We start from the raw sequence: 19,279 nt of genomic DNA, 5'->3' as shown, positions 1-19,279 counted from the left end.
CCTTGTTATCTGCTTAATCCATGAATTGACATTGAAATTCACCTTGCTCAAGAGAAACCCGAAGCTGATGATATTGTTCATCATGCGCACTGGCGGAAAGCAGTTGCTGGCTGATTTGCGGTAGTAGGGTATTTGTCAGAATAGCATCAACCATGCGTCCACCTGACTCAATTTCTGTACACCTACTGACGATATGCTCGACCATGACATCATCGAATGTTGCGGTAATTCCGTGATTTTCCAACAGACGTTTTTTAATCCTCTCCAATTGTAAGTGCACAATATTTATCATCACTTCATTACTTAATGGGGAGTAAGGAATCACCAGTAATCGCCCCAACAGGGCGGCAGGAAACACATTTAATAATGGCTTACGCAATGCCGTACTGAGTTTTTCTGGTTCCGGTAAGGTGTCCTGTTGGATGCACAATGAACTGATCAAATCAGCCCCGACATTGGATGTCAGGATAATAATAGTATTCCGAAAGTCGATGTGGCGCCCTTCGCCATCTTCCATCCAACCCTTGTCGAAGACCTGGAAGAAAATTTCATGCACATCAGGGTGGGCTTTCTCTATTTCATCCAACAAGACCACACTGTAAGGGCGGCGTCGGACAGCTTCCGTCAGTACACCACCTTCACCATAACCCACATAGCCAGGAGGCGCTCCTTTCAACGTTGATACCGTATGCGCTTCCTGAAATTCGCTCATATTGATAGTAATAAGGTTTTGCTCTCCGCCATATAGTGTTTCGGCAAGGGCGAGAGCTGTTTCAGTTTTGCCCACACCGGATGGGCCACACAACATGAATACACCAACAGGTTTATTGGGATCATCCAGTTTGGCGCGTGAAGTGCGTATGCGTTTTGCAATTAACTCTAATCCATGATACTGACCGATAACACGTTGACTAAGGGTATCAGCCAACTGTAATACGGCATCGATTTCGTCTTTTACCATACGATTGAGTGGAATTCCTGTCCAATCTGAAACAACGGAAGAAATAATATTGCTGTCTACAGCAGCAAAGATAAGAGGTTCTTCACCTTGTAAGGTTTTCAATTGTTGCTGTAACCCTGACAATTCGGCATGTTTTACTTCAAAGTTGTCGTATTGGTTTGCGTCTAATTGTGTTCGCAGAGAAATAATTCTATCGATCAAGGAAAGTTCTTGCTCCCAACGTTCTTGTAATTGGTTTTTTTGGGCTTCCAGCACAGATAGTTCGTTCAGAATAGTTGCCGGACGTTGTTTATCACCGATGCCTACTTTAAATTCCCGTTCGGCAATCTCCAACTCGATTTGCAATGCATCTATGTGATGGCGGCAATTTTCCAGTTGGGGGGGTTCTGCATATTGGCTGATTGCAACCCTGGCACAAGCGGTATCCAATAGGGCCACAGCCTTGTCCGGTAATTGGCGTGCAGGAATATAGCGATGTGAAAGGCGTACAGCCGCTTCAATGGCTTCATCCAGCAGAAGCACATGATGATGTTGCTCCAATGCCTTGGCCAGACTGCGTAGCATGAGCAGCGCTTTATTTTCATTGGGTTCATGAATTTGAACGACTTGAAAACGGCGGGTAAGGGCAGGATCTTTTTCGACATATTTTTTGTACTCCGACCAAGTTGTGGCGCCAAGAGTACGTAATTGCCCGCGCGCTAATGCAGGTTTTAACAGGTTGGCAGCATCGCCGGTTCCTTGTTGTCCGCCCGCCCCAATCAAGGTATGAATTTCGTCAATGAACAGAATGATTGGCGTCGGGCTAGATTGTACTTCATCGATCACTTTGCGTAGACGTGACTCAAATTCACCTTTGGCACCTGCACCGGCTTGTAACATACCGATATCCAGCAACCAAAGCTGGACATCCAGCAAAGGTGGAGGCACTTCTTTCGCTACAATTTTCAATGCCAGCCCTTCAATGACGGCGGTTTTACCGACACCAGCCTCGCCAGTCAGCAGTGGATTGTTTTGGCGGCGACGCATCAGAATATCAATAATCTGACGAATTTCTTCATCACGCCCTGATACTGGGTCAATTTCACCCTTGCGTGCGCGAGCAGTCAGTTCTTGTCCATATTGTTGTAGAGACGATTGTTGTAGAGAAGATTGTTGTGGGAAAGAACTTGCCGTACCCTGTAATGTTGCGCCCTGTGATGCATTTGATTGGGATTCATCGCTATCGTTGCAGATGCCGTTGAAATTGTTGAGTAGAGTATCTGCATTCACATGGTCAAACTGGGGAGAAATAGATCTCAGTGCATTGCGTAAGTTAAAGGTTTTCAATATGCCTATCAGAAAATGGGCACTGCGAATTTCATTGACACCAAATTTCAGCGACCCGTATACCCAAGCGCGTTCTACGGCATTATCAATATGTTCGGAAAGATCAGAGATGGCACTGGCTCCACGTGGCAAGCGATCAAGCGCTGTAACAATGTCTTTAGTCAACGCAGATTCGTCCAGTGAAAAGTGGCGGATAATTTGCTGTAAATCGCTGTTTTGTTGCTGCATGAGTTGGTGCAGCCAGTGAACTAATTCAACATAAGGGTTGCCACGTAGTTTACAAAAAGTGGTGGCACTCTCTAAGGAAGTGAACAGGATGCGGTTAAGTTTGCCGAAGAGCACAGAACGACTGATTTCTGACATAGTGTATAATCCGTAGTATTGTTGACAGTGATTGAGTTTTGTTTTGCAGGCAAGAGAGGGGGATCATTCCGGCTTATAAATTAAATCCCCGCGATGGGTTGGTTGTTTATTTTTATCCAGCTTAATTTTTCCAAGCCAACTGCTTAGTCCTAATTTTATCGGTTCAGACAGACAAATCCCTTTTACATCTGACTGGTGGAGAATTAACTGGACATCCCATGCGTATTCAATCCCCAAATATTGATAAACCCAGTCACGCAACTGCCTTGATTTGGATTCTTCCGGCAAGAACATCTTGTATTCAGCCAGTTTTAGCGGACCCAATTTTATGCGAAATTTATGTTGAATATCGTAGAGTGCAAGGCCTAAAAAAGCCGACTTACCCAAACGTGGCATGTTGCGTCCTGCTTTTAATTGGGTTTGATCCTGTACTTCGACTTTTAGCCATTGGGGAATATTTTGCACAATTTTTAGCGGCACATGGAAATAACAGGAAAGTATTTTTTCTAACCCTTCTGCGTTATGCCCTTGACGGGATAAATGGCCAGATAAAAAATAACGCGCGTGATCATTGAGGGTGTCTGGTTTTTGTTGAGCAGGCAAACCCATACCCACCAAACAGGAGAAGTAATGGCAAAAGCGTTGATTATCCTGACGATCGAGCGATACGGTTGGCTGAGTATTGGCCCAGGCTCGATAGAACAACAGTATTAATCTATGATGGAATAGGTTAGCGAATGCATTCAGGGTTGGATCTTGATAATTATATTGTCGTGTATAGGCATATTCGGTCATATGTAGTGGCAATGGGCCATTGGGACCGAACAAGCCAAAACTGTAAATGAGCATGTCATACAGCTTCGAGTTTTCTCGCTGCTTGACTTCCGCAATAGTAGAAGGAGCGAAAATCATGGAAGCTTTTTGTCCCAACCGCAGTAGATCATATTTCGGTAATGGGGCAAAACCTAGCATATAACTTGCCCCAGATTGGGCATCTATACGGCGCAGGGTTTGAAATAAGTCGAATTGCCAGGGGGTTTGGGTGAGTTGCTGCCAAAAGTTATCCGGCAAACGGCATAGTTGATGAATAGAAATAGAATTTTTTTGCATCATATTCATTTCTTGCCTGTTATAGCAAATTCTTGTTGCCCATACGGGCAGGCCAAAATCCGATATTGCCGCGTTGCTGGCTATATAGCGTCATTTCAGTAAAGGAGTTCATGGTGACCAGTCGTGAGAAGAGCTTTTCCAATACGCTACCCAACAGCCAGGGGCTGGTTCCTGCAAATTCTTGTTCATTCACTTCAATTCTAATACTAACACCACGGGCAAAGACGATCGGACCAGGCTCAGGAACCCGCCGATAAATCGTTTTTAATGAACTGTGTCGGATGCCATTAATCTGGCGGACGACGGCTGGCTCTGCAAGGTTGGCATATAAGCTCAGCAATTGTCGTAATGCCTGAGTACCTCCTTGCTCGTCATCTTTATCCATGAAGTTCAGATAATTAAGTTGAAGCTGGCTAATTAGTTTCCAAGAGGTTGGGCCTTGTGCTAAGGCAGGACGTGGAATGGTGGGTCTTTTGAGAAATACAATTTGGTTGATTGGAATCGAATCTAGCATGACAAAACTGTTGAGATCCTGTTGGCGCAACATCGCGGATAAGTCACGGTTGGTGCACATGACGTCAGCGGTCAGGAATTTTAGCTCATTGAGCCACGGGGAGTTCTGTTCATCAACAATAGAGACAAAGGATTCTGTTCCAACATAACTGGTTCGGGTTCCGTAGTGACGGGTATGTTCAGATAAGATACGGGGTTCACGGCGCACAGAAAAGTAAGAGCCGTAATTACCATTGTCATCACTGAGAGTAGACCAAAATGGCCTGAATATTTGTGTTTCTTTACGTTTGATGTTTGCGCCGTGCAGGCGTTGTACCGAGAAAATCTCGTAATCCAGAGGACGAATGTTATCGACAACTAAATGGTATTCACTGGTACTTTCTTCCACCGAGATTCGTTCCGTGATTTTAGGGAATAAATTAATTACCGGTGTACTGTTCAAGGCCAGATAAGAGGCATCCACCAAACGTTCCAGTTCGGAGTCGGTTTGATCCAAAAGCAGTATTAACTCAAATTCACTCTTTTCTTTTGTCTGTTTTAGTAAAGATTCCATGCTACTGATACTGAAGAATTGAAAGCGTGCCGGAAAAGCAAAATATTCCTGGAGCTGTCGATAGCCACTGAAATTACGCGAGTCATTGGGTAGTAATGACTGATCATCATCAAATCCTTCATGATGCGGGAATATATCGGGCAAGACCTGATATTGGGGGGTATCACCAAGCGTCTGGCATACTATGCCAACAGAATGTTCCATAATCAGTTCCAACAACCGTTGGGATTGAATATCTGGCCCGGAAAGAAAGAATACCAGTTTCCTGAGATCCAGTTCATTGAGAAAAAATTTTCCTTGACAGCCAAGGTGAATGCGCAATGCACTGACGGCGCCATATTGATGAAGGTTCAGTGCCACGAGCGGAAGGTTAGCGGGGATCCTGCCAAGTTCAACGTTCTTTAGATGCAGCGGCTGTAAGGTGACATCTTGTGTGGTGGTGTAGTGGAAATTGATCCCATCCTTTTTCAATGTTTGGCAGTGCATGATTGTGCCTCGCGGCACTAAAAATCCATGGCTAATATCTCCCTTGCTGGTATCTGGCTTGAGTTCGACGATTGCCATTGAAGGTGTAGGAGATAAATAGTTAGGGTACAGTATCTCCAGTAATTGCTCGGAAAAGTGGGGGAATTCCGCATCCATTTTCAATTGAATGCGGGAAGTCAGAAAAGCAAACCCTTCCATCAGGCGTTCAACATAGGGGTCAACAACGTCAATGCCATGCATTCCTAAGCGATTGGCAACCTTAGGGTAGAGTTTGGCAAATTCTTTACCCATTTCCCGTAAATACACTAATTCACGGTTATAATATTCAAGTAGTTTATTATCCATATTCCTTATATGAACGCATCTCGTTTGCAAGACAAAAATGACTTTGTCATCGTTACTCTTGCCTCAGCAATCTTTCTGCATTCACCCTTGTGGTTAAAAGTTAAGGAATGGTCACATAGGCCGGATGGCGTTTTTTCAGCTCGGTCACCCAGCCTCTTTTATAGTGAAGTAACCGTTTTCAAGATCGATATCACTGCGGAACAGGAATTCCAGTGGCCAGGGAACGCACCACAACAATCCCTTTATCTCTATGGATAAAGTGTTGTATAGGGGTAATGTATGGGGATCGGATATACAACTGACTTCCAGCCCATCGGGAATGATACGTGGCTCGAATATATGAATGGCTGTAATGATTCTGTTCTGGATATTCCCCCATTCTATTTCAGATATGCATTCACCTGCTAAGGAGGGCAAACCAAAGTTATACACAGAATGGCGAATTTCTGGAAAAGGGGTGAGATCTTCCGAGTATTCGCTGTTGATGTTATTGAGTAACCATTGCAAATCCCTTAGGAGATTTTGTCTTAAGGCCGTGTGCGACAGCATGTAATTGCTGATTGTTTCTTGTTTTTTATCAGGTTCATGATCGGTGAGTCTGTCAAATAAAGAAGGTAACATTCTATCTTTGGCAGTAATACGCGTAGCGTTATTCCGACTATGATAACCACCATGCAATAAAGTTATATTCTCGTTCATGATTCACTTATTCGCTATTATAATTGGGAGTTTTTATATCGGTTAACTTCTGCTTCATAGGCATGCAGGAATTTTTCACCAAACAGGAAAGAGTCTTGTTTAAACTCTTTCTCTATTTCTTGGTAATGTTTGATGAGGTACTCCCACATTGAGGCTTTGTTGTTAGCCAATGACAAAGAAAAACGCGGCAAGTAATTGTCTTCCTGTGCTTTTCGTTCAAGAGTAGCGGGATGGAATAAATGCAATATATTTGTCGTAATAGCACGTATTCCCGCAATCATGCCCGATTGGTGTGCTTGCAACTCGATCAAAATGTCACGGGTTGCCAGTTCAAGTGGCATAAACCCTGGTACATGATGACAAAGCATCAGCACCAAAATAGACTGGCCAGAAGGTAAAAGTTTAAATGGGTTGTTGGCGTTAGACTGAGGTTGGGGCATGGCTGCGTTTGTTTCGTGGTTCAGTTGGGTACGTAAGGTGTTGAGAGTGATAATACCCTGAGTTAACTGACTGACGAGTAGTCCTAATTGATACATTTTTTGTTCATCAAATTGCAGCCTGTTGATCTCTTTTAGCCCCATACCATCTAATAACGCCGCCAGTAATTTTCCTTCTAATTTGATGACGCTATTGTTTTGATGCTGGTGTGCATCTTGGTTATTTGTATTTTGATGAGCGGGTGTGTCCTGGTAATGGTGTATGTCTTGATTTTGGTCATAATCGTGGAAGGTTTCCTTTCCTGTTTCTTCTATATTAGCCGGTTCCTTCAATGGCATGGCGTTATCCAATATTTGATTTAATAGATCATCATCTTTAGCGGATTGTGCAGCCTTAATGTGTTTGTCGGAAAACAGTGCCAGTGGGTCAACCTCCTGTTTATCATCATCTTGATCATCCTCATCATGTGGCAATAACGTGGTAGGTGTATGGTCATCCAATATGTCTTCTTGTTGAAAAGTGGTATCTGAATTGAACATGGCAATCGGATCTGTTGCCCGTAATTGTAGAGCGTCAAAATCGGTTGTTGGCTCAATTTCTGCTAATGGATCAATTGGGTTGCGTTCTTTATCATATTGGCTTGTTACCAGAGGGTTATTGTCGTTTATTTCCGGTTTAGCTTGGGGTGAATCAGAAGAAGATGGGGTAGCAGAAGTGGTTGAAATGTGTTCAATGACGTCCCAGATTTCACTGGGAATTTTTGTTTCATTGGCAGTTAGCGAGTGCCCAACATTGATCCCGTGGGTGGTCGCCTGTTGTAATGGGTTCTTATTGATATCAATAACTTGGATCTGATAATTGCCAATATTCAGCATATCACCATCACGAATTTCAACTTGGCGATTGGGAGCCAAGGGTATCATGTTCAGTAAAACTTCAGAGGCAGAGCCTTGATTATTTATCCGGCATTCTCCGTCAGCAGAAATAGACACAATGGCTTGCAATCTGGCAATTGCTTGTCCGTCATCGGGTAAATACCAGTTATTTTCTGTACTGCGACCGATTGTGCCTCCAGGGGGAGAAAAATCGTGACTCAGTTGTGGGGGGGAGCTTGAGCCAGAGTGATTAACAATGGTGAATCTCATAAGTATGGATACCTATTGTTATAGATAACGATGAATTAAGAGATAATTACGTTTTGAAATAATGAAATTGAAAAGGTAGCCCTCCTGTGAGTATCCACAGGAAGGCCATTAATATGTGTGATTTGTGTATGTTAACCGCCTTTATTGGCGTAAGAATCCCATTCATAGCTGACTTCGGCACCTTTAGCGCCTGAGCCATATTCTTGAGAGAAATAGCTTTCTTTATGTTTTTGGAAGGCCAGGAAGATAGAAGAACAAAAACCACCATCCCCGTATATCAGGCTGGATTGAGCGACTAAGGAATTTGTCAAAACCAATGTATACCAAGGCTCTTGTTTACCTCCTTGTCTACGTACTTTAAGTTGCACTTCCTTGATATGTGTCCCTTTAACGAGGTATTGGCGCAAGGTTATGGTAGACTTGTCAAACAAAATATCCAAAGACAAACCAGAAACTGCCACGATACCTGCACCTAATCCAGAACCTTGAGAGTGCGAACTAACATTGTTCATTACTTCAAGTGAAAACGACCTGACAGCCGTCCACTCTTTGAACTCATTATCGCCTGATTCTCCTTTAACATCAGTAAAGTTAATATATGCATCAATGCCCGGAATAGACATAATTTTCTCCTTAATATAGAGAGTTGAATAGTTGAATGAAACTAACAAGTGCATCCAATAAATACATATTGGTGCTATGCATAAAGGTATATACGTATTGAAATTCAAAGACGGGTAAATAAGTTTTGGATAGATAGAAGTTCTATAGGTAAAAAATATTCCTTAATTTTTTAATATTAGGTTCCTTTTAGTGAGGGGAGTTTTGAAACTAAGCGTAGGGAAACGGTCAAACCTTCCAGTTGATAGTGGGGACGCAGGAAAAATTTAGCCTGATAGTATCCTGGGTTGCCTTCCAGTTCTTCCACCAGAACTTCTGCTGCTGCTAGCGGTTTTCTCGCTTTAGTTCCTTGTGATGAGTTAACGGGATCGCCATCAACATAATTTATAATCCAATCATTAAGCCAACGTTCCATATCTGAACGCTCCTGAAAAGTCCCGATCTTATCGCGCACGATACATTTCAGGTAATGGGCGAAACGACAGCAGGCAAATAAGTAGGGCAAACGGGCAGCAAGGTTGGCATTGGCAGTCGCATCAGGATCATAGTATTCTGCTGGTTTTTGCAGGGATTGGGCACCAATAAAGGCGGCAACATCTGTGTTCTTGCGATGCAATAACGGAATGAACCCATTTTTTGCCAATTCTGCTTCACGGCGATCGCTAATGGCGACTTCCGTTGGGCACTTCATATCCACCCCTCCATCATCAGAAGGGAAGGTGTAGCAAGGCAGGTTTTCTACGATACCACCGGATTCTACACCACGGATAGAAGTACACCAGCTATACAGTTTAAAAGAACGATTAATATTAACCGCCATAGCATAAGCGGCATTTGCCCAAGTGTAGTTATTATGCGTTGGACCTTCTGTATTCTCCTCAAAATTGAAATTATCAACGGGATTAGTGAGGGCGCCATAGGGGAGACGGGAAAGGAAACGCGGTAGTGCCAACCCGATGTAACGCACGTCTTCTGATTCACGTAAGCTGCGCCAAGGCGCATATTCAGTGTTTTGGAAAATCTTGGAGAGATCCCGTGGATTCGCTAATTCCTGCCAGGATTCCATTTGCATAACACTTGGTGATGCGCCTGAAATAAATGGGCAGTGTGCTGCTGCACTGATTTGTGCCATCTGGCGCAGAAGTTCAACATCCGGTGCGGTATGGTCGAAATAGTAATCCCCCACCAGACAGCCAAATGGCTCGCCACCGAATTGACCATATTCCGCTTCATAGATCTTTTTGAAAATTGGGCTTTGATCCCAACTAACACCTTTGAAACGTTTTAGTATGTTGCTCAACTCTTTCTTGGAAATGCACATCACACGGATTTTCAGCATTTCATCGGTTTCTGTGTTGCTTACCATATAATGCAAACCACGCCAAGATCCTTCCAAGGTCTGGAATTCTTCATGGTGCAGAATATGGTTCACCTGTTGTGATATCTTGGTATCGATTTCAGCAATCAATGATTGGATAGTACGATAGGTATCGCCAGAAATAGTGACCGTGTTTTCCAACGCTTGTTGTGCCAGTGTTTTCACCGCATTTTCAACGGCACTACGGGTATGATCACTTTGCGGACGAAACTCCTTATTCAGCAATGTACTTAGTTCATCAGGGGTATATTCTTTTGCTACCTGTGCCTGTTGAATCTGGGTTTCTTGTTCAATTTGGCTCATCAATTACTCCTTATCTTCATTACCTTCTGCTGAAGCGCTATCTGTAAGATTTGGTGTTTCAGCCAAGGATTTGAGCAGAGCGGGGTTTTGCAATATCTCGGCAATCAGTTTTTCTGCGCCATTTTTGCCGTCCATATAAGAAAGCAGGTTTGCCAGTTGGGTGCGTGCTTCCAGCAATTGCGCCAATGGCTCGACCTTTTTGGCTATAGCATCAGGTTGAAAATCTTCCATAGTTTCAAATGTTAAATCGACATTCAGCTTACCATCACCAGTCAGGGTATTTTCAACCTGAAAGGCGGCTCGCGGTTTGATTGATCTCATGCGTTCATCAAAGTTGTCAATGTCAATTTCCAAAAATTTGCGATCATTAACATCTGGCAAGGCTTCTACAGGTTTTCCTGCTAAATCAGCCATAACCCCCATAACAAATGGTAATTGAACCGTCTTCTCTGAACCGTAAAGCTCGACATCATATTCAATCTGTACGCGAGGAGCGCGATTCCGTGCGATAAATTTTTGTCCACTGGATTTCATAACACATTCTCCGTTATTGTCTGGATAACTAAGTTGATACCCTTTTTAGCTTTAAGCCGCAATTTGGTAAGTAACGTACACATATTCCGACTAATTTAATCCACCACATCAGGGTTATTGGGGCGACCAAAAACGCTCTCAAGCTGATTTAATCCTTCAGGAACAAGATCGTAGATGATATTAATAAAATCACTGTCAATCAGCCGTAGGATGCGGTCAATCATCATAGGCGCAGGATGGCTTGGCTCATGTTGAAGAAAATAAGTTTTAGCTTTTTCTAATAAAATGCGTGCATCATCACGGTTACTGACTTCGATTTCTCGCCAATGGGAAAATGCCCCTTTTTCAAGGGACTCAAGGATTGTGGTTGGGGAAGTTATTTGCTCCGCTGCGCTGTTTTGTTGCATAGGTTCGGACTCAAATGTTCTTGTGCCGCCAGAATGCCCCGGAATACCTGTTCCTGGTTTATGTATGGGAAAAAATCCGATGATGGTATCCAACTGTTTTAAAAACTGTGGCAATTCGGGTATGTAATTGTCGGATAAATTATGGCGAATAATTTCAATCAAGGCAGTAAGTTGCTCATGAATGGTGATGATTGCCAAGATTTCAGGGCTATTAGATTGTTGGTGTAATTCGTTAATTAATCTAGTGCGTCCGCCAGTATAATCTTTGATTTCGGTTACCGTACCATTAAGCAGTAAACAAATTTCCTGTAATGACAATTCCGTTGAAGCACTCCTGAGTAGAATCGAGTTTTGAGCTTTTATCGTACATGGTGAACCATCTTCAATGATGGCCAGCGTGTTTAGGCGGAATAAGGGATCATATTCACCATTAAACTTTAATTTTGGCCACACATCTTCCCAATAACGTTCCAGGGTTTGGCGTAGTAAACTCAGTCCATCGGCATACCCACATACTCCTCGAATATTTAACCATGCTTGCATAAGGGCGATGATGACACGCAGATCTTTGGAACGGGACAGTAGGTGAGTGGCTTTTTTTTCCACCTCTATCCAGTTGGGTGGCTCAGCAGGGATGAGTACATCACCAAACTGCTGTTCCGGCTTTTCGATTAGGTTCTGCTCTAATGCCAGAAATTCATCATCGTATTCGAGGTCTTCCCCGCAAGGAAATTCCACACTGATTGGGGTGAGTAAGGCATCAATATTCATGGTATTTTCAGCTTATATTCAGTTAACAAGTTCACCGTAAGGATATCAATCATGCTGCTTGAAACAGTTCTGGATTTGGGCACGAGAAAGCAGGGAGATTAAACGGGCTAAAAATGCTGTTCGGGGTAAATTCCAGCAAGACAGTATGACCACTAATATTAAATCTTGCCCATAAGCTCATATCACCGATATTGGTTGGGTTCTCTGTTTTACCACGCCAGGTACGTTTTGCATGATCCAGCAATCGATTTAGTGCCCAGAAACCTGACGTTGATAAGTTTGCGGTTGTACCATTAGTTAGGTTCAATTGAATACGAACCTGATTGATATTGGCAGGGCCAGGCCAGCTAATGAGTTGTGAAAGTTGCGGGCCGTGACTGTATTCTAATATCTGTCCATCTACATCGAGCACCATACTCAATATATCGTTACCCATGTTGATAGGACGAACCATGACGCGGAATGATGGCGTTGGGGTTCCGTTGGTAAATAACGTATTGCGGATAATCTGGGCCTGTTGGAAAGGCTTAAGCAGCTTTTCCCCCCCTGGCAAGGGCTTGCCATTCACACCGGGCATAAATTGCCATCTTGGGAGGGCCGTATCGACTTTACCCACTAAACTTTTCTGGAAAAAACTGTCCATTAAGCCTGTTCCTGGGGCAAACATTCGTGCCATGTCATCGGGCTTGATGTCCTGCCTTGCATTAGGGTTCAACGGATAGCGATTGGCAATCGCTTGGTTGCAAAAACTGCCGATTTCTGTACTGAGATGCTTACCGACATTTTTCATGTCACTAAGCTGGGTATCGCTACTGGCTCCAACTGCGAGTGAAGAAACTATGCTCCTGAACGGCATAGGCAGGAGGGCTGATGTTGCTTGTAGCTGCGTGATAATCTGACCAGGAGGCAAGGGCATTCCCGCATTGGTTGCATTTTGTACTGAGGTTAAATAAAGGTATAACTCGCCAATGTCTTTTAAGGTCTTATCAAAGGGGATACTTTGGGTGTTTTTATTTGGTCTTTTTGCTAACGCAATAATTTGTGAAAAATATTCTTCTAATTCTTGTTCTGGTGTAGGTTGATTATTATCTGGCATTATTTGTTTGGGCACTAATTTCGTTAACTTATCTGATTGGTTCTTCACAACACGGCTCTTCACAATATTGTTGAGTTGTCTGATATTATTGCTACTTTCATTCAGTATAACGTTTTTACTGATATTAATTAAAAGGTTACGCATAGGTGAACCAAAAGAAGACAACAGGCGTGAAGTGTTGATCCGTTGCTCCAGGCTATCGATATTTCTCAAACCAATATCCGCCAGAAACTCGGTCCACTGATATATGTAGTCGTTAATATAAAATTGCTTAACGGAGGATTTTATTTCCTTATCGGTTTGCTTTTTGGCATAGCTACCAAGCACCCAGCTGTCTTGTGAATATAAGGTTGTTAGAAAAGTATTGAGTTTTTTTTCAAAACCTTGTTGATAACCAGCAGGGGTAAACATCCCCGATATACCATCTGTAATGGGTGTGCCACTGATGCGTGAGAAAGCCAATTCAGCTTGGGGGCCAGCAAGTGATTCCAGATTTACGGGAGCTAAATTGGGATCATTGATTAATTTGTCCTTCATATAATTATAAGCACGTTGTGCTGGTGGGATTCTGCTAATTAATTGCTGTTTTTTTTCGATCAGAGCGTCGTCACGAATGAAAGGGGATGTGACAACCTGGTTATCTAACAATTGGCCGATATGTTCCTCGATTTGTTGCAAATGCTGTTGGGTTGTGTCTGCTTTTAATTGGGTTTCCAAATATTGCATGACCCAGTTATGCAGAAACTTACCATCATAATGCTTAGGCTGGTATAACATTTGATAAGCCTTTAGTGTATTGTAGGTGTTCTCTATGTCATCGTGATTGTCATCATGCATCTGGTTAGTGATGATTGTTGCTATCTGGGGCAACAATAATGTTTGTAGTGCTTTTCTATATAGAAAACGGCTGGCATCACTGATTTGTTCACCACAATACAACCCCATTCGATAGGATAAGGGAGGATCATTTAAGGAAAAACGTTGGCTTTTATCTAAATGAACCAAACTGTTTAAAATAGGAAGCAACGCATAAATATCATTGGCGTTTTTCTTTAAGTCAGTGCTTTGTTTTGCAATGGCTGGAAATCTGGCTTGCACTTCCATCAGATAATCTTTGTTATTGTTGTAGCTGGTCAAAAGTAAATTAGCCACCAATGCCAGTATTGCCACTGAAACAACATATCCCAACCCTCCCAGAAAGCGTTTGCGGTATATCCACCAGCGGTTATAACCGGCAATTCCCGCTTCATTGAAGATATTTTCCAGTAAATTTTTTATAAAGTAAGCCTGGCTGGTCGGGGTAGGATGAACAATTCCTTTATTATTCTCCCATGACATGGCCTCACTATTGTTATTTGTTGGTAACTGAAAATTGCGGTTAAATTTCTCCATGACATTGTCAAAGGGAAATCCTGTTTGTGTTCCACTGGTAAAATAGAGCCCTCGTGGATAGTAGGGTATTTCAAATCCCGACTTTGCGAATACGATTTCAAGATATTGTGCGATCAGCGGGCGCAGGGATGCAAATTCTTGCGGGAACAAATAACTTTCGGCACATTGTTGTGAATTGTGTCCGTTTAAGAGAATAGAAGGTAATTCAGCATGTAACCGCAATTCTAATTGGCTATATTGTTGATTAAGAATTTCATTCAAATCAAAATCAAGACCTTTATTCCATTTGCCCCGTGAAGAATTATTCCATGGGAAATTAAATCCCCAAATTTGCTCACGGGATTTTTTGTCAAAATGGGAAAAATAAGCACTAAATCCTTTTAATAAATCAGTCTTGGTGATCATGATATAAATAGGGAACTGTATCTTAAGTTGTTCATGTAACTCTGACAGGCGTTTGCGCAGCATATAAGCCTGCTGATCCCGTTTTTCAGTGGATGGATTGAGTAAATCTTCCACACTAATAGTGATAATAATTCCATTAAGTGGTTGGCGTATCCGGTATTTTTTCAACAGTCGGATGAAATTTTTCCATTCCTCAGCCTCCTGTTGGTGAAAATTATCCTGTGTGACATAGCGACCTGTAGTATCTAGTAGAACGGCTTTATTGGTGAACCACCAGCTACAGCTATTCATGTCTTGCATACTGTACAGTGCGGATTTACCCAGATAGTCTGACAGAGGAAAATGTAGGCCAGAGTTTGTCAGGGCTGTAGTTTTGCCTGAACTGGGGGCACCGATAACCAGATACCAGGGTAATTGATATATATATTGTCGGCTGAAAAAGTTTATCCAGCCCGGTTTGTTTTTATTATACCAACCAGAAAAATAGGCTTTTTTCAATAATCTGGCAGCATCAGAGAAACGTTCTGCCAATGTAATATATTGTTCATTCTGCTTATTTTCTTCGTTTTCATCTTTAGTGATATTCAATTTCTTGGCCAGCTTTTGGTTAAGCCATGATTGGTATAACCGCGGCATTACTTTGACTAATAACCAGAGCAAGTAAAAAGAAACAATGGTAATGATTCGTATTGTCTTTGTTTCAAAAGGTAACTTATTACCAATAGAAATAATGGGACCAATGAACCAGATGAAAAAAGAAATAGCCGTTACTCCAAGAAAACTCCATGTTAACCGGCTGGTGATGATAGAAAAAAGTGCATTCAGCATGTCTTAATTTCCTTACATCGTTTGGCTTACAGGAGAAACTAACAGTGTGATTTCGACTCGTCTGTTTTTGGCTCGATTACTGGCAGTATTATTTGGAACTAAAGGATTTTGGGCACCTTTTCCCTCTGTTTTGACTCTTTCTGGCTGGTTTAGGTAACGTTGTAGCTCTTTTTGCACAGACTTGGCTCTCGCTAGTGATAAAGCATTATTGGATGAAAAACGGGAAAAACGGGTATTAATGGGAATATTATCGGTATACCCGACAACCAGGATTTCTCCGTTAAAGTGGTTTAATACTTCAGCAATCCGCCTGATGACATCCAAATAACGACTTTTGATCTGAATGGAGCTGGTATTGAATAAACCATCTCCTTTTAGCGTGATCACGCTTCTATCAGGCATGTCAGTGACGTCCAATAATCCCGCAGTTATTTCATCCTGTAGCCTGCTTTGCAGGTTCAGGGGGAGTGGTGCAGACGGAAATACCCTATCGCTGACCGTTACATTGGGCAAATTAGTCTGGTAGATTTTTGCCAAAATGGGATTAACCCTATCATTCAACTGCCAGTTCAGGTTTATATACAAGATACATACCAGAAAACTTAATATCGCTATAGAGATCCATACTGGTAAGGAAATGTGTTGGGGTTTATTCGGCAAGGTAATGGCTTGTATTTTTTTTGATAATTCAATGGGGTTATTACCTCTAATTGAACTTATTAACTGGAATAAGCGTTGTTTCACGGTTTCCAATTGGGTACGGCCGTTATCGATGACACGATAACGCCCTTCGAATCCAAGCAGGAGACAGAAGTTAATGAGCTCTAATAGAAGCAAATTATCCCTGGGATTTTGTGATAACTTGGCTAATAACTGGAAAAATTTTTCGCCTCCCCAAGTCTCATTATGAAAAGTGACGAGCAGGCCACTGCCAGACCAAACACTGCGCAGCCCCCAAGGAGTGAGTGCTGCTGCTTCATCCAATGCGGTGCATAGACAGTAGCGGGCACCAATGATCACGTTATAGGGCACGTTGACTTGTTGGCATTCCACTTCGAAGCGCCGGATTTCATTGATCAGTTGCTGGCGTAAATGGGTTGGATCAGGGTGAACAATTGAATGCCGGATCTGGGGAATAGTATTTAACAATGGATTTGCGGCAGAAACCAACGGGTTACGATTGGTATCATTAGAAAGCACTTTATGTTCAGTTTTCTGCTTTTCCTGCGTCATTGGCTTCGTTACCTCGATTTTTCCTGATTACGGACCGCCCAAAATTCTATGTCCAAGCCAGGGAACTCACCGGCCAGATGTAAGGCAAAACCGCTGGATTTCTCCATCTGTTTCCATAAGTCACCCTCTTTTTCTAGTTCAAAATAGACATAACCTGAATGCCAGGGAATTTGTCTGGGCACAGATGGCATGGATCGTAGTGAGATGCCGGGTAATTGCAATTGAACCAATTCACGTATACGACCAACGGGGGCAATTTTCATTTGGGCAGGGAATTTGTTCATGAGCATATCATTTGCAACATCGGCATGGATGGCCAGAATAAAGCTGAACGTATGTATCATATTGGCGTCGGGTAACGTTGCGATATTCAAGCCATGAGAGTATTCCGTTAATGGCAACTGAATGGCATGTTCTTCAAGAATGATTGATAACCCTTGGCGTAGTTGGAACATAAGTTGGTTGAAGCACTGTGTTAAATTGTCATGATTGTAGAGAGGTAAATTTTCTTCCGGTACACGGCGTTGGGAGAATGTCGCCAATTCAGTGGCAAATTGTAGCCATTCGTTGAATAACCGTTCTGGATGCAATAGCGACAGGTTCTGCATATGGTTCATCTGGCCGCTATAGCGATTTAAAAGTGACAGCAAGAGAAAGTCCATAATCTCAGAATCATTGTATCGCCCCAACTGTAACAGGCGCTGGCTAATTTGTTGGCGGCGCTGTTCTAGTAAGTCTTGTATTTGATTGATAAAACTTTCTATTTGTGGATTCACATGGCAGTTGAGCAGGGGCGGAATAAATCGCGAGTCAAGATAGCGTTTCTTGTCATTCGTTTTATTTATGACATATACAAGACCCAATGCGGTCCACTCGGGAGTTAAATCAGATTCCAACATCAGGCGCAAACGCATTTTGCCAAATTGTATCGCAGCATTGCCAACAGACATGGCATTAAAGTCGTTGACTTCAGCTTCAAAGCTAACAAAGCGGGCCAGGGAATCGCTTTTTTCACTGAAAATGACCTCTTCTTTCCCTCGCTGACAAGTCGGTAAAGCCAGAACAACATGGTTATCAGACGGGTTTTCACCAAGCTGTAAGGGCGTGGGTGCATTGGTGGCATCAAAACTAAAGGGGGTTCCGTCAGGGAAAATACCACTGGCTGTGAAAAGGCTGACTTTACCCCGATTAAGCAGTTCCTGATCCAATTCGAGAGTTAAAAACCCCCAATAGTAAGGGTTTTGTGCTATTCCCCATTCACGGATATAGGCTTCCAGGTAGTTTTCAGCCTGCTGGAAGTGGTGGGGGCGTAAAAACATGCCTTCTGTCCAGATAACTTTTTCTGATTTATTCATTATCTTATTTATCTCCTGTCACACAACTCAAGTTGCATTCTTTGATGAGACTTAAGCCAGTGTTAGTGACCTTTACGCATAGACGTAGTTCGTCAGAAGGAGTGCGCCAAAATTCGTAAAAAGAGGGCTTTTCAGGTACAGGAACGGGAAATGAAATACGCCATTTCTTGCCGTTCAATTCTTTATACTCAGCGATAAGTCCGATGTAGTTAGCTTCCGGTTGGTTTTTTTCCAACAGGCAATGCGTAGGTTGAAAAGGGTGTATAAACAATAGGTTTTTATTAACCAGTTTATCGCCTAACGTATTCTGAGCTTTGTCTTGCAGGGAAAAAAAATCGGCAGACATAAACTCTTCATTCGATTTTAGTAAAAAGACATCTACCTTCACGGGTGCGGAATCATTTACATTAGATTCTGTATTGAAGATGAGTTTATAGGGCGGCAAATTTGCTTTTGATGAGCAACCCGTTATGGCTATCAATGCGGTGGTTATCGATACTATGGATAGGAAGCCACTTTTTGCCACTTTTTTACTGGGTGAAAGAAACATGGTCATCATGTTTGTTAAAGCATATTTAGGCATAATGCACTGTTAATAAATAAAAAAGTCAAAAAGTTAAGCGGCCGTGATAAGAACTTTTGTTTGGCTGGGTACAATGCGTGAACCCATGGCATTAGTCGAATTTTGCATAGTAGAACTGGAAATCCGGGTTGCCGGAGAGCCTTTGATCAAGACGGAATTGGCCCCCATTACATGGCGGGCATTACCCATTACGGTGCCGGCAGCTACACCACCATTGACGCCGGAATTATCTCCTGTTGTCATGGGTATGGTTGTTGCCAAATTATGGGCTGGACAACCCATAAATAAGATATTGGTGGCATTGCTTATACCGGTAGTGCCTTGTGCCATATTAGGATAAGGCACAGGTACAGGTGTAAACATTGGTGTCAGGCAAACATCGGGAACGGCTATATCCATTCCACCACCTTGAGTGTTAGCAAACATAGAGTCTT

General features: G+C 42.7%; 14 protein-coding genes. All 14 read right to left on the bottom strand.

Going from position 1 to position 19,279, the window contains the following annotated elements; translation table 11 throughout:
* Positions 1 to 13: 13 nt before the first annotated feature.
* The gene (gene tssH / locus BDE27_RS07545) at positions 14 to 2,650 is read right to left on the bottom strand and encodes a type VI secretion system ATPase TssH (protein WP_099132281.1); all 2,637 of its coding nucleotides are present in this window, start codon (positions 2,648 to 2,650) and stop codon (positions 14 to 16) included.
* 63 nt (positions 2,651 to 2,713) lie between these two features.
* Positions 2,714 to 3,769, bottom strand: coding sequence for a type VI secretion system baseplate subunit TssG (gene tssG, locus BDE27_RS07540; RefSeq protein ID WP_420882893.1), 1,056 nt, complete (start codon positions 3,767 to 3,769; stop codon positions 2,714 to 2,716).
* A gap of 10 nt (positions 3,770 to 3,779) precedes the next feature.
* Complete coding sequence (gene tssF / locus BDE27_RS07535) at positions 3,780 to 5,657, bottom strand: type VI secretion system baseplate subunit TssF (protein ID WP_099132279.1); 1,878 nt, start codon at positions 5,655 to 5,657, stop codon at positions 3,780 to 3,782.
* Positions 5,658 to 5,801: 144 nt separating this feature from the next.
* Positions 5,802 to 6,356 (bottom strand): type VI secretion system baseplate subunit TssE, encoded by a 555-nt coding sequence (locus BDE27_RS07530; RefSeq protein ID WP_099132278.1) that lies wholly within the window; start codon positions 6,354 to 6,356, stop codon positions 5,802 to 5,804.
* 17 nt (positions 6,357 to 6,373) lie between these two features.
* Positions 6,374 to 7,939 carry a type VI secretion system-associated FHA domain protein gene (locus BDE27_RS07525; RefSeq protein ID WP_099132277.1) on the bottom strand — a complete coding sequence of 522 codons (1,566 nt, stop codon included), beginning with the start codon at positions 7,937 to 7,939 and terminating at the stop codon, positions 6,374 to 6,376.
* A 131-nt stretch (positions 7,940 to 8,070) separates the two neighbouring features.
* Positions 8,071 to 8,562, bottom strand: a complete 492-nt coding sequence (locus BDE27_RS07520; RefSeq protein ID WP_099132276.1) for an Hcp family type VI secretion system effector — start codon at positions 8,560 to 8,562, stop codon at positions 8,071 to 8,073.
* 176 nt (positions 8,563 to 8,738) lie between these two features.
* Positions 8,739 to 10,241 (bottom strand): type VI secretion system contractile sheath large subunit, encoded by a 1,503-nt coding sequence (gene tssC / locus BDE27_RS07515; protein WP_099132275.1) that lies wholly within the window; start codon positions 10,239 to 10,241, stop codon positions 8,739 to 8,741.
* Positions 10,242 to 10,244: 3 nt separating this feature from the next.
* A complete protein-coding gene (gene tssB / locus BDE27_RS07510; protein WP_099132274.1) occupies positions 10,245 to 10,775 on the bottom strand; it encodes a type VI secretion system contractile sheath small subunit in 531 nt (176 codons plus the stop codon).
* A gap of 95 nt (positions 10,776 to 10,870) precedes the next feature.
* Positions 10,871 to 11,953: a type VI secretion system protein TssA gene (tssA, locus tag BDE27_RS07505; protein ID WP_099132273.1), complete on the bottom strand. Its 1,083-nt coding sequence runs from the start codon at positions 11,951 to 11,953 to the stop codon at positions 10,871 to 10,873.
* Positions 11,954 to 12,002: 49 nt separating this feature from the next.
* Positions 12,003 to 15,674 (bottom strand): type VI secretion system membrane subunit TssM, encoded by a 3,672-nt coding sequence (tssM, locus tag BDE27_RS07500; RefSeq protein ID WP_099132272.1) that lies wholly within the window; start codon positions 15,672 to 15,674, stop codon positions 12,003 to 12,005.
* A 12-nt stretch (positions 15,675 to 15,686) separates the two neighbouring features.
* Positions 15,687 to 16,907 (bottom strand): DotU family type VI secretion system protein, encoded by a 1,221-nt coding sequence (locus BDE27_RS07495; protein WP_099132271.1) that lies wholly within the window; start codon positions 16,905 to 16,907, stop codon positions 15,687 to 15,689.
* A gap of 8 nt (positions 16,908 to 16,915) precedes the next feature.
* Entirely contained in the window at positions 16,916 to 18,262 is a 1,347-nt protein-coding gene (tssK, locus tag BDE27_RS07490; protein ID WP_099132270.1) for a type VI secretion system baseplate subunit TssK, read from the bottom strand.
* A 4-nt stretch (positions 18,263 to 18,266) separates the two neighbouring features.
* A complete protein-coding gene (gene tssJ / locus BDE27_RS07485) occupies positions 18,267 to 18,845 on the bottom strand; it encodes a type VI secretion system lipoprotein TssJ (protein WP_244208718.1) in 579 nt (192 codons plus the stop codon).
* Positions 18,846 to 18,878: 33 nt separating this feature from the next.
* Positions 18,879 to 19,271, bottom strand: a complete 393-nt coding sequence (locus BDE27_RS07480; RefSeq protein WP_099132269.1) for a DUF4150 domain-containing protein — start codon at positions 19,269 to 19,271, stop codon at positions 18,879 to 18,881.
* Positions 19,272 to 19,279: the final 8 nt, after the last annotated feature.

It is taken from the genome of Xenorhabdus ehlersii, from assembly GCF_003610465.1.
Taxonomy (GTDB): domain Bacteria; phylum Pseudomonadota; class Gammaproteobacteria; order Enterobacterales; family Enterobacteriaceae; genus Xenorhabdus; species Xenorhabdus ehlersii.
This window is presented reverse-complemented; position numbering and strand designations above follow the sequence as displayed.

Bases quoted from the DNA above. Each gene is read 5' to 3' on its own strand.
- tssG (WP_420882893.1), bottom strand. From the start codon at position 3,769: ATGAATATGATGCAAAAAAATTCTATTTCTATTCATCAACTATGCCGT.
- BDE27_RS07530 (WP_099132278.1), bottom strand. From the start codon at position 6,356: ATGAACGAGAATATAACTTTATTGCATGGTGGTTATCATAGTCGGAAT.
- BDE27_RS07525 (WP_099132277.1), bottom strand. From the start codon at position 7,939: ATGAGATTCACCATTGTTAATCACTCTGGCTCAAGCTCCCCCCCACAA.
- tssK (WP_099132270.1), bottom strand. From the start codon at position 18,262: ATGAATAAATCAGAAAAAGTTATCTGGACAGAAGGCATGTTTTTACGC.
- tssA (WP_099132273.1), bottom strand. From the start codon at position 11,953: ATGAATATTGATGCCTTACTCACCCCAATCAGTGTGGAATTTCCTTGC.
- tssM (WP_099132272.1), bottom strand. From the start codon at position 15,674: ATGCTGAATGCACTTTTTTCTATCATCACCAGCCGGTTAACATGGAGT.
- tssJ (WP_244208718.1), bottom strand. From the start codon at position 18,845: ATGCCTAAATATGCTTTAACAAACATGATGACCATGTTTCTTTCACCC.
- tssH (WP_099132281.1), bottom strand. From the start codon at position 2,650: ATGTCAGAAATCAGTCGTTCTGTGCTCTTCGGCAAACTTAACCGCATC.
- tssF (WP_099132279.1), bottom strand. From the start codon at position 5,657: ATGGATAATAAACTACTTGAATATTATAACCGTGAATTAGTGTATTTA.
- tssB (WP_099132274.1), bottom strand. From the start codon at position 10,775: ATGAAATCCAGTGGACAAAAATTTATCGCACGGAATCGCGCTCCTCGC.
- BDE27_RS07520 (WP_099132276.1), bottom strand. From the start codon at position 8,562: ATGTCTATTCCGGGCATTGATGCATATATTAACTTTACTGATGTTAAA.
- tssC (WP_099132275.1), bottom strand. From the start codon at position 10,241: ATGAGCCAAATTGAACAAGAAACCCAGATTCAACAGGCACAGGTAGCA.
- BDE27_RS07480 (WP_099132269.1), bottom strand. From the start codon at position 19,271: ATGTTTGCTAACACTCAAGGTGGTGGAATGGATATAGCCGTTCCCGAT.
- BDE27_RS07495 (WP_099132271.1), bottom strand. From the start codon at position 16,907: ATGACGCAGGAAAAGCAGAAAACTGAACATAAAGTGCTTTCTAATGAT.